We start from the raw sequence: 15,320 nt of genomic DNA, 5'->3' as shown, positions 1-15,320 counted from the left end.
CTTTTCTGGGCTTGGTGAATTTGAGCATGATGGACGAATCCGAATTTAAAAAAGAACTTATGAGGATGCCGTTGCGGTATACCCTCCCAATTTCCTGTTTGTCTAAAAGTGGGATCGTCAGTCCTGGGAGCGCCACTGTCACGCTTGTGCAGTACAAGGATAGGTTTTTTTGCGTAACTAACCAGCACGTCGTCACAGAGCTTGAAAAAGAAATATGTGGTGAAGTTTATTGTCAAATTGGCAATACAAAATTCAACTTAGTGAAGGCTAAAAAATTCGTCGATGACGCAGGTGACCTTTGTTGTTTTGAAGTCGAGAGAGAGATAGTTAACAACTTTACTATATGGGGCGAAAACCCTAGGTTTATCCAGCTCGCTGAGAACCCCGTAATCATCGAGCCAGGTCAATACGTGAATTTTGGTGGTTATCCGGGTTGCTTCAGATCGAAAACAAAGGACGGCTATAATTTTGACACATTTTCACATGGCGGCTGTCTAGTGAGTAGCGTTAGCGATTCCACTTTTTCATGTTTGATGGAAAAGGAGTTTGAGGAGGAAGTTCGAGGTGATCGGCGTTGGGAAGAGCTTACTGCACTAGGAGGAATCAGCGGCTGTCCGGTATTCGCGTGGATCCATGAACCAGTATCACTAATGGAATTAGCAGGGATAGTACAAGAGGGTGAATTGCATTTATTTGGTTCTGAAACCTCACCTATTATGGTCAGTAAAATTGATAATATATGGATGGAAAAAGCCATTAAAGAACTATAGTTTCAGTATCTAAGAATCTGGAGGTCATTGCCCTATTCCCACCTTTCTATGGCTTGGTTTCTTAGAGGCTTTTCTTTCACGCAAAAGACCAGCGTACTCCACTTGGCTTCTAGCTATCCATCGTTGAAAATAAAGACAGTCTTGGTCAGTAATTTACAGTTAAGGTTCGGATTCGTTAAAGCGATCCAAATAAACGTATCAACGGCGTGGGATCAATTTTTGTGTTCACTATTTTTATCAGACTGTGCGCAAGATTGAGACCATGGAAAAACTGGCGTAGAGGAAACTTAGGTTTTGCTAGAAATGGCAGATCTATTTAAACGGTATTAGAAAGTGGCCCTTTAGCCACAGTACTACGTGACGTTCAAGCTCCGCATTTCGCCCGTAGCAAATCTTAAACAGTCGCATCAGGGAAGCTACAATACCACGCCACTCGGTTCTTCCTCGAAGAAGGTTTTCGAGCAGGCTTGAAGTTTGTTTGAGGGTTTCAAGCGGTACAGGTGTATCTGATGACCACACTGCCCCGAGAAAATTATTCGCGACATGGACGTGAGAATTAATGTCAGCTTCCGGCCCCCCGAGCCTTCGGACGACTCGGTCGAATACCTCGATTCCGTGCTGCGCCGCCCATATTAGGTTGCCACCATCAATTGAGATGAACTGATCCCCTATCTCAGAAAGCGCTATAACAGCCTTGTTGTACGCATCATTGGATAACATTCTTTTGTCGCGAGCGACCATTAAAACCGGTTGCAGCCAGGCTCCTGTAACTCCAAGAGATTTTTCTCCAAGAACTCGGTATGCCTGATCTTGGCAAAGCAAAAGCCTTCCGCTCCCCTCAGCTGCAACCATGTCATCAATAAAATTTTGGCCGATGGCTTCATTTAACCTAAGAAGATCAGCAGTAGGATCTTGGGATCCTTCAGCTGGAATGATCTCTGCGCAATTATCTATCCACGCAAGGTCCTCTTCCCTCAATTTTATGGCGTCGTCCCACTCCTCTCTCGAAAACTCCTGGCGAACAAGCTCTCCATCTTCCCAATGAATGCTCATAGAGGGGCCCGTCTCCGCCTGCATTTGCTTGAGACGGCTCCAATAGACGTCCCGCGTTGAACCGGTAATGGAAATGGGACCGCACACGGTCTCAACAACATTTTCGATCGCGAGCCTTCGAATTATATCCAAAGTAAGTGCATCAACCACGCAGCCTCGCCCCTGATTCTGTTCCAATGCCTTGAAGGCTTGCATGCGCTCGGCAGCTGTTCCAGTACACACTTTGTGTTTTCGGCCAGCTTTCTGTAGCCCGTGGCGCACCTCAATGATGTCTGCATTCAGGGCGCTGGCGGCTACGTGAATAGGAATCGATTTTTCATCAAGAAGTTCGTATACCCCATTCACATGATCATGTCTGCTTTTCACACTCTGAATTACTTCTTTGAACGGCTCTTCTGCTTCGAGGTCGATCCCAACTTGGCGCAAGCCAGTGGACGTCGGGAAGAGTCGCTCGTAATTTTCCATCGACCGATGTAACGCGTGCAGATATTTATGTTTAATGGAGAGCACTTTCCAAGGAACTGGGCTTCCCTCCCACTCTATTAGGTCGCCCACAGACAGGCCTATAGCCCTCTGGGCGATATCATTCTCTGGGGGAATATATGTTTCATCCTTACGAAGGCCTTCCTCTGGCTCTATTACGAACCAAAGTCTCCTGCCTCGGCCATCATCAATTTCGAATGCTACATTTTCACGGACGGTCATTGAATCTAACGGAATCGAATCAGTCTTGCCGGGGGCAAGAAGTAATCCTACATACCGTAGGTGAACTTCCGGCGAGCCAGAATTATACAGGAATATAGAATAAGCTAGCTTCAGGGCTCTTTGCTCAAAACCGAACTGACTTAACCAATGTGCGAGTTCAATCCTTTGTTCCGGTGACCCAGAGAGCAGTTCCCCTTCGCTCGCCAGATAATCTTGCACCCTCGACTGTTTGTTCAGGCGTAGGCAGAACTGAAACCAACGCAATCGCATTTCTAGATCGCCTGGTTTAGCCTGAAGATATTGGTCTAGAGCCTCAAGCGCAGCATGGAAATCCTTTCGATTAGCGTTAACTGCCACTAGAGCTTTTAAATAAGCTGGTTTTGATTTCAGGTTTGTAGAGAGTGAATCTAATAGTGCGTGAGCCGCAGCCCTTCTGTCCGCGTTAATGTATGCATAAACAAGCAAGCGTAAAGCAGGGCTGTCATGGTTCGTGTCTACAAAGTCTTTGATGACGGCAATTACGTCATCATAGCGCCCAATCTCTTCAAGGTGTTTGGCGAGCATAAAGCGTTCGGCGAAGCGCGATTCGTTACCAAGGTCACTAATAGCCTTGGATAGACTCAAATCACTATCCGAGGGACTATGCTTTCGTTGAATCTTGGCGACTTCTATAAGCGGAATGATGCTGAATGGGTAATCATTGACAAGACATTTTGCTCGCTCAAGAGCTATGTCGTGTTGGCCTTCGTTTACAAAGGATTCCACAATCAATTGATCTGCGGCTAATCTTTGATGCTCCGGTGCTGAACGGAAATCATTTTTTTCGATGAGATCCCGAGCCCGCTTCGGGTCATGACTAGCAAGCGTTTGGGCAAGCATAATGATCAGGCCGGGCGTGGGGGATTGCTGGTCAATTAATTTTTGAGCGGCCTCGAGGTCTCCTGTTTCGAGATACAGTGCTGCTCTTAATTCTCGGAGTTCTTCTGTGTTTACGCAGCGTTCGAGAGCCTGATCCAGTACCAGGGCAGCCTTCTCAGTTTCACGAAGTCCCCACAACGCAACGGAAAGGTTGTGTGGGAGAGAGCTATCAGTGAGGTTACCTTCTGCCTCAAAACTCTCATTCCACAGCGATTGCAATACAGCCACAGCGTCGCGTAGATCTTGGATTTTTAAATCGCTCCCCGATACGGCTCCAATAATCATGTCTTGGGAAAACATGGCTTGATCCAAAACAGCCTCCGCAGCCCGGCGTTGGAGGTGTTTTTGGTCAGCGTGTTTTAATGCCGCGGAACGAGCAAGATCGCGCCAGGCTGGGTCATCGCGTCGAGCATAAAAATTAATAGCGCTTGCTAAGACTTCGGCCGCGCCCTGGAGAGAGTCGGAAACCAAAGATAGCGGATCTGACACGGACTCATCATGAATGTGACCTGCTATCAAATAACTAGCAGCAGCTGCATTAGCTGGGTCACTCGCAAGTGCCGTTCTAGCAGAACTTATCGCATTCTCGGGCTCTTTTAGTATTAGGTAAGCGAGCGCAACATTGGCGAGTCCTACCGGATCATCTGCAACAATTGTTTGTGCTTCAAGAAAACTGTCGGCCGCTAACTTTTCTTCACCAAGCTCAAGTTGGCATGCGCCAATGTTGGTAACAATGCGAAATCGTATTCGCTCACTAGCCGACTCCCAAATTCTTGCTTTTAGAGCCTCCAAGAGATCTTTTGCGGTCCTAGCCTTCCCTCTTTGAATAAGGTCGCGATAGCCGTCGATTTCGCTATGGATGTTTTGGTCAACAGCCTCCGTCGATGCGGACGCTTTGTCGGTGGCAATTTCTCCGAAACTCAATTTTTGAGCGGCCATTTGCTGTAAGAGTTCCAGCATCTGGTCGTGTTTTGATTCTTGTACCTGCTGGTTTGCGATGCTTTGCTCACCTAGGGAGATTAACCTTTCAGTATAAGGATTTAAATCTGGGTGAAACGCATTGATTGCGAGAGGGTATTTTGCGATTTCCCTTTCCAGGGTTCCCCACCCCCAAACATCGACGGAAAAGAGCCCTGCCTTCTGATGCTTTTCTGTTATCTCACGAGCAACTTTCTGAATTTTTTGGTCGTCTGGAGCTGTTGTAACAAGAATAAATTCTGTGAGAGAAGGCCGAAATTTCTTCGCTTCGAGAACCTCTTTTTCCAATTCGCTCTTTGTGACTTCTTGGGATTCCGATTTCTGTTTACATTGAACTCCAACCCAATGGTTGTCTTGTCTTTCACGACGGCCAATAATATCTACGCCCTTTTGAGACTGCCCAGTGCGCCCATGAGTACCAGTATTCGGGTCATTTAAAATACACTGAAAAAGGATACATGTGTTGTTCTCGAAGTCCTGCCAATTTTTTGGTTTTGGGATAGAGAACGAGGCGTAATTACTCATTTATGCAACCGGCTGTTGAGGAATTTCGTAACGCAACGATTCCTGAAAATTTGAATGTGGTGGAGCGCCTATACATATAGCGGTCTTCTCTGAGATTCATCGATTCGGGTTTGTTCCTAAGATTATTATCTTACAGAAAATTTTAAAGACCTTAATTTTGCTAGCACAGTTATTATTTATTATCTTAAATAATTCCAGATAGTTTTCTCTAACAAACGCGAGATAACTCATCAACTAGAAAAATATCAGGTACGCTTTGTTTTAACAGTGCGATTTTCTGAAAAAGAAACTTTAAATCCTCTATAGGCTTCATCGACCCCTGTCCACGGTTTGAGACCGATTCTGATGAATGTTGCAACAAACTCCACGTCAATGGCCTATTTCGACAACAAGGTCAAATTCGTGACCATTTCTTCAAGGCGAACCTCATCACCAATTTCGAAAGGGCTCATGTGAATTCGTGTGTCGGTTGGGCACATTATGCTTTCCCAACGCGGGTCCCAGGTAAAGTCGTCCATTTTTAATAACCCTGCATTAGTTTTTCAACTGATCCCAAAGGAGGTGTTGCTGTGCACCCAGTTACATTTTTTCCTGTGCGTCCTTTAAAGTGAATCAATCTCTCTCAACTGGCGTCAATGAAATTCAACGCATTCCAAAAAATGCGACCCATCGCACGTTAGCACATTCGTGTACACCTCTGTGGATTCGACGCTTCGATGACCGAGGAGTTGGCTCACAAACTTCAGTGGCCGTCCATGCAGCAGCAAATGCACGGCAAAGCTGTGCCGAAAGGTATGACAGCCGATCTTGAACGGCGGCTCTCCCCCAACGTGTTCTATTAAGCGATCGATGTTCGCACTGACCGCCTGGCGCGTGATCGGAAAGATCCGCTCGTCCTTCCGAAACTTCCCCATATAAAGGTAGCTCTGGATCCGGGTCTGAAAATCCCGGTCCAGGATCGGGATGAAGCGCTTCGGGGACCGCTGTAGACTCCGGTTGCTCGGCCGCCCTGCCCCTTGCTTGAGCGTCTTGAGGATGACCCCGAAGTCGTAGCCGTCGTCGAGGAAGCTGGCCGGGGTGATCGCCAGCACCTCGGAGACCCGCGCGCCGGTGCACCACATCAAGTCCAGGATCAGCCGGTACATGGGATGCGACTCGCTCTCCAGCAGGCCCAGCACTTCCGGCTTGAGCAGGTACTTGGGCATGGTGTCCAGGCTTTCGAGGAGGATCGGGCGTTTGGCGATCAGCCGGTCCCAGTCGATCTCAACGCGCTGAATCGGGAACGACACCAGAGGCCGCTCTTCGAAGCCGAACGGGCGCTTGCTGGGTCGGGCTCTGGGAAATGACCGCGCGCTGGTGATGGATTTTGACATTTCCCCTCCGGGGTTCTGTCAATTTCGGGGTGGAATTAAAGGCCTCGCCAAGCGCCCTCTTCCGACCCTTTCAGTATGGCAAGCGTCGGGAAAACCGCAAGAAATGGAGGCGATTGACGAACAAGCAGCAAACGTCAATCGGTCACCGTGTGCCCCCTTTCGCCCTCCGCCCCTAACCACACCGGTCAGCAGGCCCTCTTTTGAGGTCCGGCCTCCGACCTCAACACCAACGTCGACAAGGGGCTGGTAAGGCTTCCAAATTGCCCCCAAAGCCTGAACGGCACTCGGCGTTCAGCGCCGCTGAGGCTAACGCCGCCCCCATTTCGGCGCGCGTTCGCGCAACCTCCGGGCTATCTGACCACCGAGTTATGGCGGATTCCGTGCTAAACACCCCCGCCTCGAGACGTTAATCCACGATTCCATTTAGACTGTTTTATAATTAAAAATCCAAGTAAAGATTCTCTGAATTATCACGAAACCATCCGTTAAACCCGACATTCTTCCTTCATAAAAAATCGTTTTTTTCAAGCGAGGCATAAACAAACTTGAAAATCCCATTGAATATTTAATTTCTCTTTAAATAAAAGGTTATAAGTTCAAGATATTCAACCACTTGAGAAACCAGTTATTTATCTGTTAATTAATGATTTTAAATTATTGTTAAAAATATATGTAAGAGCCGACCATTTCTGCTGTTCCAATAATTTATTTATATTTATCTAAATAGCAATATTTTTGTCCGTTCCATGTTAATTTTAATTTGCGTGCGATATTTAGAATTTTCCGACAATGTATTATAAAAATAGAAACGCATTTAGGAGGAAAACCATGACGAACTTAGACGGACCCACAGCCCAGAAACGATCAAGCCCCAATTTTCCTCCTTGGCACTTTCGGGCAGGCTGTAAAGTGTCTAATTGGATGCAAGGCTGCCACGCGAACCATTGGGCGTTGCCGATGGTCGGAGGTGTTCATGAACCTCCCCGATAACCGAGACACGACGGTTCGAATTCGCGCACCCTCCCTGACCCCCTGTCAGGTCAAGACCAACCCCCGTTTTCAGATTGCCACCGATTACCGGGTCGCTCAGCTGCTCAAACATGCCGAGCCTTGTGAGTTCCATTCCCTAGCGGAGTACTACCACGCGCTACTGCTTGAAGGCGACCCGTCCGTGACCCGATACGTGCCGCAACCGTTTTTCTTCAAGATTAACGGACGCCACTACACCCCGGACTGTTACATCGTGCGTGATGGGCAAGAGGAAGTCGTGGAGCTGCGTCCGAAAGCGAAATTCGATGAGCACCGGCGTCAGGCTCTGGTGGCCTTTTTACGGCCGCATCGTATGCGATTTGTTGTGATTTCGAATGAGGCCGTAGTGTCCCGTCGTATCGAGGCTGAAAATTGGCAAATGATCGTTCAGGCTCTGGCCATCCACCGCGATCTTGACACCGGATGCCGGGAGCTGGAGCTTCTGGATCAGGTTGTGCGAAACGGAGGCACCTGCCTCGGGGAGCGGGTGTTACCGGGCGATCGCCAGTCCTCCCGTGTTGATGAGATTGCCCTTTTGCGGTTAATGCACCGGGGCAAATTGACTGCGGATCTCACCACGCACCGCTTTGGCTTCGGGACGGAGTTACGGCCATGCCTATGAACTGGCGTGACCGCTTACGAGCTTACCCCCGGCTAGCGGACATCTCCGGGTGGCCAGCCCTTGATCCCTCTCTGGTTCCTGAAAAACACCGGGCAGAGTATTTGCGAAATGTGCGAATGGTTCGGGCGGTGTTGGACGGCGCGACGGAGGCCGCAGTGGCGGATTTCGAAGGCCTAAGTGCCGGGCGGATCACCCAGCTTCTGGATCGCTGTCTCGGTGGGTCTGAGAATCGGGCACCCGCTTTGCTTCAGGGGCTAGTACCCCGCTGCGTCCACGTCTCGGTGAATGACGACGGCCGTGAGCGGCCCCGAGGTCGTTTTGCTCAGTTGTTGGCAGAGGTCCCAGGGCTTCGTAAGGGATTGGACCAGATGCTGCTAGACCGACTGAAGGACCAGCCTTGGGCGGAGGTTCCTTCACCGGCAGCGTATCATAGTTTGTTTAAGGCGCTGCTTGCTCGGGCGAACATGCCGCTCGATGCCTATCCGTACACAACCAAGTCCCTGGCCTACGAATCAGTTCGGCGAGACTTAAAGGAACGCTGGGTGCTGTTTTGCCAAGCTTTTAAGGCCCGGAAAGCGGCCTTTATCGGATCAGCAACCGATCACTCCCGGCCTCTGCTCTACGACCGAATCGAGATTGATGAACAGCTCGTGGATTGTGAGGAATCAACCCAGGGTATTGAACTCATTCTGGGTGATAACCTGCCGCCATTGCGGTTACCACGATTCACTCTGATCGCGGCCATTGACAAAGCGACCGACTGTTGCCTGGCGTTCCACTTGGTATTGAAGGCCCACGCGACACAGGACGACGTGCTCTCGCTGCTTTTCCAGTGCCTGACCCCCTGCCCCGAGCGAGCGATCACAACGGATGGACTACAACTCCCTCCTGGGCCAGCCTTTCCCAACATGGACCCGAGCTTGCCTTTTGGAGTACCCCGTGAAATCGCCTTGGACAATGCCTGGATTCACCACGCGTTCAGCGTCAAGGCGTTTTGCACGCGGAAACTGAAGGCTACAGTAAGTTACGGTAAGCCAAAAACGCCTACCCTCCGACTAGCCATTGAAACCAGTTTCAACCGTGTAAATCATGGCCTCACTCATCGCCTAAACTCCACCACTGGCTCAAGTGTTACCGATGACAAGCGGGAGTCGGCGAAGAATCGCAAAGGTGTGCCGACTATCTCGCTCTCCGATTTTGAGGATGCGCTCTACGTTACCCTCGCCGAGTCCAACCATCGACCCCGTCCCTACCTTAACGGAGCAACACCGCTAGAGACCCTGCGCTACCAGGCTGAGCGGACCTATTTGGTGGATGTGGACGACGATCAACGCGCTGCATGGAACCCGTTTCTGGAAACGAGGGAAATCACCGTACATGACCTGTCCGCCCCTGGACGGCGACCGTACGTCAACTTTGAATACCTCCGCTACAAGGGCCCAGGGTTACTCGCACTTCCTGGACGGGAATCCAGGGTACTGATCCAATACGACCGTCGGAATGTTCGTCAGTTGGCAGCATACCGACTCAATGGCCAGGCACTGGGAACTCTTGAATGTCCTGTTAGCTGGCAATCCTATCCGCACTCTATTGCGACGCGCCGTTACCTTTTCCAACACTGTCGCGAGCTGGTTCGTAAGAGTCAGGATCCACTGACGGAATATCTTCTCCGCCTACGGGAACGGTGCTCTCACCCAACGGATGCCGCTCGGTATTTAAGCACATACCAGGAATTCGTCGGAGGGTATGGTTTACCCACCGCCCTCTGGCCCAAACCGCCGACTGACCAGAGTGAAGCAACAGACAGTCAGACAGAGCGGTCCACGCGAAGCCACGCTGGCTCCCTGGTAACGAACCGAACGACCGGGCATCCATACGACTACTGGTCGATGGACCTTAATCCGGGAGGTTCCCGATGACAGGCGAGGCGACCAGCATCGACCTATTAGGCCATCCCTTGTTGACCGTGAAAGGGGTGCAATTCCAGACACGCGCCTTCGATAAGCTAGTGGAAGTCTTGACGGAATGGCTCTGGTCTGGTGCCACAGGTGGTTTTATCGTGGGAGCGCCGCGTATCGGCAAAAGCTGGTCGGCGAGGTCCTTGACCAATCGCCTGCGACTGCGTGATGGAAAGGTGGTGCCGGTTTTTTACATGTCGATCGTCGATCGTGACATCAAATCCATCGCGGAGGTTCCTCGCAGAGCCTGCATTGACCATCAACTCCCCATCACCGGGCGGGCAAATGCCGATCGCCTCGCGGAACAGTTTCTAACCCATGTCTGCGATGTCCAAACTGAGGCCGGTGTTCGCACATCGATCCTGATCGTTGACGAGTTCGATCACTTAATACCCCGCCAGTTCAACGCCTTCGCGGAGTTGTTCAATAGATTGGATCAGCTGCATCGAATGATTATGGTCGTGTTCATTGGCAATAAGGCCGAAGCTCGTAAGCTCTTGGAGGCCATGACCGGAGGCGCTTACAAGCGAATCCGGGGCCGGTTTTTTCAACGGTTCCACGAATACCATGGCATCCGAACTAGAGACGAATTAACGGCATTGATGACGCAGTATGACACCCTGCGTTACCCGGAAAATGGCCCCACATATTGCGCCACCTTCCTCCCCGAGGCCGTCAACGGGGGTTGGCGTTTGGCGGGCCTCTCCAAAGATCTCTGGAGGCAATATGCAGAGATCGCAAAGGCATGTGAGTTAAGATCTTGGGGGATGGAGTATGTTATCGGCACACTGAATATCTTGGTAACGGATCTTTTACCGTATTATGGCTGGAAGGACGTGGACGATGAGTTGTTACGCGAGGCCGTGCTGATAACTCACGTGGCTGATGACTTCGTGCAAGCGCTTCCTGTCGAGGTCATCCGATAATGGGCGGCGGAATACAGAAAGCGGGTACTTTCACGGGGCCGAGGGTAAACTCGGGCAGCTCGCTGGCCCATCCGCTCCAAAGCAGCTACGCGAGGGCTCTGCGAATTATCGTTGCGAACCCGCTTCTCAGTCTGAAAGACTGTTCGGCGTACATCGAGACAATCAAAGATTCCGAGGCCGTTGACAGCATTGAGCCGTACTTGTTGCGCGACGCCCCAGGTTGTTCCGTCAGGCAGTGCGTGATGTGCGCCAGGCGTTTGTTTCATCCCTCGGTGTATGGCGTCGATGGACTATCCTTGTGCCCCGTCCATCACGTGCCCTTTTCACACCATTGCCCAGCCTGTGGCCAGAGCTGGGATCGGCCCCTCTCCCGACGAAACCCTGAGTGTGAACTCTGCGACGCACTCCCCTGGCTAATGCGGGGGCGTCATCGGCTAAAGCAACGCACCTACCGCCAATTGAAGTGGCTCGATAATTGGTTGGCGCGCTGCCAATCCAAGCGGGAGGCTCAGACTTACCCTGAGTTACACGACATCTACAACCAGCTGAGGCCCAGGAGTAATCTCGAGTCCCCTCGATTCACACAACCACGCCTGCACCATCCGTTTTACGCCAGCTTCGAGTCACAAAAACGTGGCGGGGCGGCTAACCAGCGGTTATCACGTTTACATGTCCTCACCCACGAGCGCAGCTTGCGTTCCCGGAAATCGAAACTTATGGCGTGGGATCCGGGCCCCAGGACTGAAGAACTGACAATTTTTCAATACTATCGATTGTCGTACTATCCGCAGCAACAGACCGTGTTCACTCTCGTGGCTCTCGCGATCCGCCGAATCCTGCGCTGGCAGCAAGAGGTCATCGGCATCCAACACCGCCTGACTTGGTACGACCTGTGTTCAATCCGCCCGGAACAAGTGCGAGAGGGAGCTTCCCCCTGCATCCTTTGTATGGCCTTCAGTTTTTGGTGTCGGGCCATTTCACTCAAATTCATTAACTCGTCTTTGGGTGGCGGTCCCGGTGATCATGAACTCTGCCGGTTTGCCCACTACTCCCAATACCCCAACATTCCGGAGGGAGTCTATCTTGAAGACGGGCAAGGCAGGCGTTATCGCCCTTCAGCAAGTTTTGAGAGATGGTTGTTCTTGCGCGCCTCGGACTACGCCTTCATGGAGTTCGTAAAGCTCGCGTCATGGATTCATCAACGAGCGGCCAACAATAATATGGGTTACCACCAAACCTCCTACCCATCAAGCGAGACGTTCCGCCCCCCAACCTTGCCTTCGGAACTTCTGGAGGTAATGCATCAGAGCGATCAACTAGAGGCGGTGTTCTGGCCTGAGTCACCGTTGGACTATGCTGTGCTGTCGGAGCCTGAGTTGAAAAAGGCGCAGCGGTGTTCGGCATTCCTGCAATGCAACTGTCAGCGTGTATGGTCCGTAGATCCAGACCCCAGCTGCATGCACCGAACCACAATCGGTAAGCTGGTGGATGAAACCCTACCCCAGGCTCAATTGCGCCCTTACTTGTACCCATGGAATGACCATGCTCACATTGATTTGCGGGTCATTGTAGGACGTTAGCGGTTATTGCCGGAGAATAAAGCCGTTATGCGGCGGTGCAGGCTTAACGTTGGCTCCGTCCTTGAAGCGCTGATTCCACTCGATGGAAATCTTCTTGCACCTCTCTCTCAAGGGTGGACGACAACTGGGGCTGCCCTGAATGGAAAGGAAACGACAACGCCAGTGGCGTCCGCTTCGCTCCCGTCGCGATTCAAAGGTACTCCAATACAAAACGGGATTTTGGCTCGTCGAGGGACGATCAAAACCCGGCCCTAGAGGCCAGCAAGAGGTCATCCGCGCGAGTTTCTGAGTTAAGCAGCATCGATAGGGGGCTAAAGATCAAATGCAATGGGAGAGTTCACAGGCTCATTCCACCGATTGCACGGGCAGGCATTTACAAAGCGAGTCCCTAGTTCACTTCGAAACTCAACGCCGTACCCTTCGTGGATGTGACCAAAAATCTGGACCTTTAGGGGTAGCTGGTAGACGCGATTGAGCAGGTCCATGCAACCGACTTGAGCGTCCCCTTTCAGTCCAACGACGGTGTCTCGTAACCCGGCAGGCGGGCCGAGTGTAATGAGATCATCGGTAATTTTCGGAATCATCATCCACTTGGCGCTAATGTCTTTGCCCCGGTCGAGATTGAACCCCCAGATAAAGAACCTGGGCGTCCAGGGGCCACCCCAGAAGTGGAGCAGGTCAGTTATTACTAGCCGCCTCTAGTAGAACTGTTGTCGATATTTTGCTAGCTTCCTGAGGCCAAGAACTCGGCCCTCTCAAAATAGTTCGATGGGTAGATGTTACTTTGGTTTTAAGCAGAATGATCCAGAATAGCGAACGACGTAGCGTGTTGCACTGCGAGCCGCAACTAAACAGTCAAGAAACGTACAGTCGGAAAAAATCAATTACTGAGATTCCCAAGTGAAAAGTGAAATGGAAGAAAAAGGAAATACACCCAAACCAACTTCTGGATTGGCCCTTAGTACGTTTTTGGCTGGCATGCTCGACATCGTCGGATATACAGCATCAATGTTGGCTATGTTTTACATGGCAACATCCATACTGACACTCGATTTTCCGAAATGGGTATTCATCACATTTTGGGCGGTAGGAGTTTTGAGTATTTCACTTAAAGGTGTTTTGGTTGGCTCAAACTTGGGGTTGTGGTCAAAAAACACGCGCAAGACGATCTGCGATAATATTTATTCTGTCGTTGGTGCTTTAGTTGTGGCAGTAACTTTATCTATCTCGCTAGTGGTTAGTACGTCTGAAGGAAAAGCGGTCAGAGAGGAGCGGCAAGCAGCTCTCGATAAAGAGACAGAAAAAGCAATTGGGCCAACGAAACAAAGAGCTGATTCTGATGTAGCCCAGGCCTCGTCTTGGCGCACAATTAACCTTCGAGATGGCGCTGTCGTGAGGATTGCCAAGTTTCCAGAAGCACCGATCGTGGTCACTTTCAACGAAGACGGAACCTCCGTGGTGACTATAAAGCATCCAGAGAAACAAGTAGCTGGTGCTAACTGAAGGCCCCTGCCTATCTATAGAGATTGAATTCCTAATAAAGCGGCCTTGAACTGGCCTCTGTGTGAGGCTGGGGCGTGTCATGCGTATCGGGGTAAGTCCAGATTTGGACGGAGGCTGTCACCAGAAGGGGGCGGCACCATTGGTTATGCATCTTCCAGCATTGTCAATAATAATGACCCATAGCTCTAGGGGGGGCGCTAGAATCCACGTTGCCAGCCCCTCCAGCGTAGCCAACCATTAGATATCGAAAACGATAGGATGATTGGAGGCCTCATACTGCTCCGTACAGATGCTTGCGTTTACAAACCGAATTTTCCTGTCGCTGCCATGAACCTCAGTACCATAGCCGCCATGGATGTGGCCGAAAATGTGCGCCTTTAAGCTTTTCAGTTCAGACAGCCGACTGAAAAGATCATTGCAGCCGACCTGCTCCCTGCCATCGCTTGTGATAACCGTATCAAGGATGCCCTTCGGAGGACCGTGCGTAATCAGTACATCCGTGTCTAACGGGATTCTCTGCCACTTCTCAAATAACTGCGGGCCCCTATTTGCATTGAATGCCCAATCAAAAAAGCGAGGAGTCCAGGGACTGCCCCAAAATTTGAAACCTTCGATTTCGACGCCAGAGTCCTCCAAGTAGATCGCATTAGTTACTAATTTTTGAGCTTTTTCTGCTCTGTCTTCACAACATGTATCATGATTTCCAGCAATGAGGATCTTATGCCTGTGCGGTAACCCACCCAGCCAGTCGTCAAGGTCCTCTAGATCGAACAAAGACCCAAGCGCTAGTGAGTCACCTGCATGAATCAGCAGGTCACCATCAGGCACATGGTCGATTTCCTCATGTTTGCTGTGAGTATCGGAAATACAAACAATTCGCATCAATCACCTCAATTCGCCGAAACATTGCCAACCAAGCCAGCCATCATTGGACATGGAATTCCTTTTCTCCCAGAGCTTTTCGCGCCAGAAACTCATCGGGCTAACCGGCACGTAGTTCAATTAACGCCTCAGTTTGTAAAGCGACCTTCTGGCCTTCTCATTGGCATAGATACTCACTGTTTCTTGTCCGGTAAAGCCCTAACGGGGTTTGTGCATACAAAGTTCCCCGGTGCCCATCGACTCTTTCTGACCTCAACAACAATTCCCGAAGTACTTGTGCAATACACTATCTTCATTTTCGAGTTAACTATAAACCAATCTTTAATCATTGTGTCGACCATAATATGAATACTTTATCAGCTAAATGAATTTCAATGCACATGAAAGTATACTATGATGAAGAATATGTAAAGCGTTGCTTTTAAACGATTTAATTACTGTATAATTAAGTATTTAGTTTATTTTAAGCATAAATATATGGCGATATTCTTATATTGT

The 15,320-nt window shown here is 50.3% G+C and carries 9 protein-coding genes; 6 read left to right on the top strand and 3 right to left on the bottom strand.

Annotated features, from left to right (window positions below):
- Positions 1-26 precede the first annotated feature (26 nt).
- A complete protein-coding gene (locus FDP08_RS02290) occupies positions 27-770 on the top strand; it encodes a hypothetical protein (RefSeq protein WP_137434420.1) in 744 nt (247 codons plus the stop codon).
- A gap of 312 nt (positions 771-1,082) precedes the next feature.
- Here FDP08_RS02290 and FDP08_RS02285 read toward each other — a convergent pair whose 3' ends face one another.
- Positions 1,083-4,949, bottom strand: a complete 3,867-nt coding sequence (locus FDP08_RS02285; RefSeq protein ID WP_137434419.1) for a PIN domain-containing protein — start codon at positions 4,947-4,949, stop codon at positions 1,083-1,085.
- Positions 4,950-5,581: 632 nt separating this feature from the next.
- A complete protein-coding gene (locus FDP08_RS02280) occupies positions 5,582-6,322 on the bottom strand; it encodes a tyrosine-type recombinase/integrase (RefSeq protein WP_137434418.1) in 741 nt (246 codons plus the stop codon).
- Between the two features lie 973 nt (positions 6,323-7,295).
- Between FDP08_RS02280 and FDP08_RS02275 the strand changes: the two genes are divergently transcribed.
- The 5 genes from FDP08_RS02275 to FDP08_RS02255 all read left to right on the top strand — a co-directional run bounded on the left by FDP08_RS02275 (position 7,296) and on the right by FDP08_RS02255 (position 13,940).
- Positions 7,296-7,973: a hypothetical protein gene (locus FDP08_RS02275; protein ID WP_137434417.1), complete on the top strand. Its 678-nt coding sequence runs from the start codon at positions 7,296-7,298 to the stop codon at positions 7,971-7,973.
- A 368-nt stretch (positions 7,974-8,341) separates the two neighbouring features.
- The gene (locus FDP08_RS02270; protein WP_137434416.1) at positions 8,342-9,892 is read left to right on the top strand and encodes a hypothetical protein; all 1,551 of its coding nucleotides are present in this window, start codon (positions 8,342-8,344) and stop codon (positions 9,890-9,892) included.
- Entirely contained in the window at positions 9,889-10,857 is a 969-nt protein-coding gene (locus FDP08_RS02265) for an ATP-binding protein (RefSeq protein ID WP_137434415.1), read from the top strand. Before FDP08_RS02270 ends, FDP08_RS02265 begins: the two co-directional genes overlap by 4 nt.
- 716 nt (positions 10,858-11,573) lie before the next feature.
- Positions 11,574-12,437 carry a hypothetical protein gene (locus tag FDP08_RS02260; protein WP_137434414.1) on the top strand — a complete coding sequence of 288 codons (864 nt, stop codon included), beginning with the start codon at positions 11,574-11,576 and terminating at the stop codon, positions 12,435-12,437.
- Between the two features lie 900 nt (positions 12,438-13,337).
- Positions 13,338-13,940, top strand: a complete 603-nt coding sequence (locus FDP08_RS02255) for a hypothetical protein (RefSeq protein ID WP_137434413.1) — start codon at positions 13,338-13,340, stop codon at positions 13,938-13,940.
- 237 nt (positions 13,941-14,177) lie between these two features.
- Here the strand turns inward: FDP08_RS02255 and FDP08_RS02250 are convergent, their stop codons facing one another.
- Positions 14,178-14,822, bottom strand: a complete 645-nt coding sequence (locus tag FDP08_RS02250) for a metallophosphatase domain-containing protein (protein ID WP_137434412.1) — start codon at positions 14,820-14,822, stop codon at positions 14,178-14,180.
- Between the last annotated feature and the right edge of the window lie 498 nt (positions 14,823-15,320).

Source organism: Marinobacter panjinensis (assembly GCF_005298175.1).
Lineage (GTDB): Bacteria > Pseudomonadota > Gammaproteobacteria > Pseudomonadales > Oleiphilaceae > Marinobacter > Marinobacter panjinensis.
Note: the sequence above shows the minus strand (reverse complement) of the source record. Positions and strands in the feature narration are given on the sequence as shown.

Coding starts and splice junctions, on each gene's coding strand:
- FDP08_RS02285 (WP_137434419.1), bottom strand. CDS start 4,949: ATGAGTAATTACGCCTCGTTCTCTATCCCAAAACCAAAAAATTGGCAG.
- FDP08_RS02280 (WP_137434418.1), bottom strand. CDS start 6,322: ATGTCAAAATCCATCACCAGCGCGCGGTCATTTCCCAGAGCCCGACCC.
- FDP08_RS02275 (WP_137434417.1), top strand. CDS start 7,296: ATGAACCTCCCCGATAACCGAGACACGACGGTTCGAATTCGCGCACCC.
- FDP08_RS02260 (WP_137434414.1), top strand. CDS start 11,574: ATGGCGTGGGATCCGGGCCCCAGGACTGAAGAACTGACAATTTTTCAA.
- FDP08_RS02270 (WP_137434416.1), top strand. CDS start 8,342: ATGCTGCTAGACCGACTGAAGGACCAGCCTTGGGCGGAGGTTCCTTCA.
- FDP08_RS02250 (WP_137434412.1), bottom strand. CDS start 14,822: ATGCGAATTGTTTGTATTTCCGATACTCACAGCAAACATGAGGAAATC.
- FDP08_RS02265 (WP_137434415.1), top strand. CDS start 9,889: ATGACAGGCGAGGCGACCAGCATCGACCTATTAGGCCATCCCTTGTTG.
- FDP08_RS02290 (WP_137434420.1), top strand. CDS start 27: ATGATGGACGAATCCGAATTTAAAAAAGAACTTATGAGGATGCCGTTG.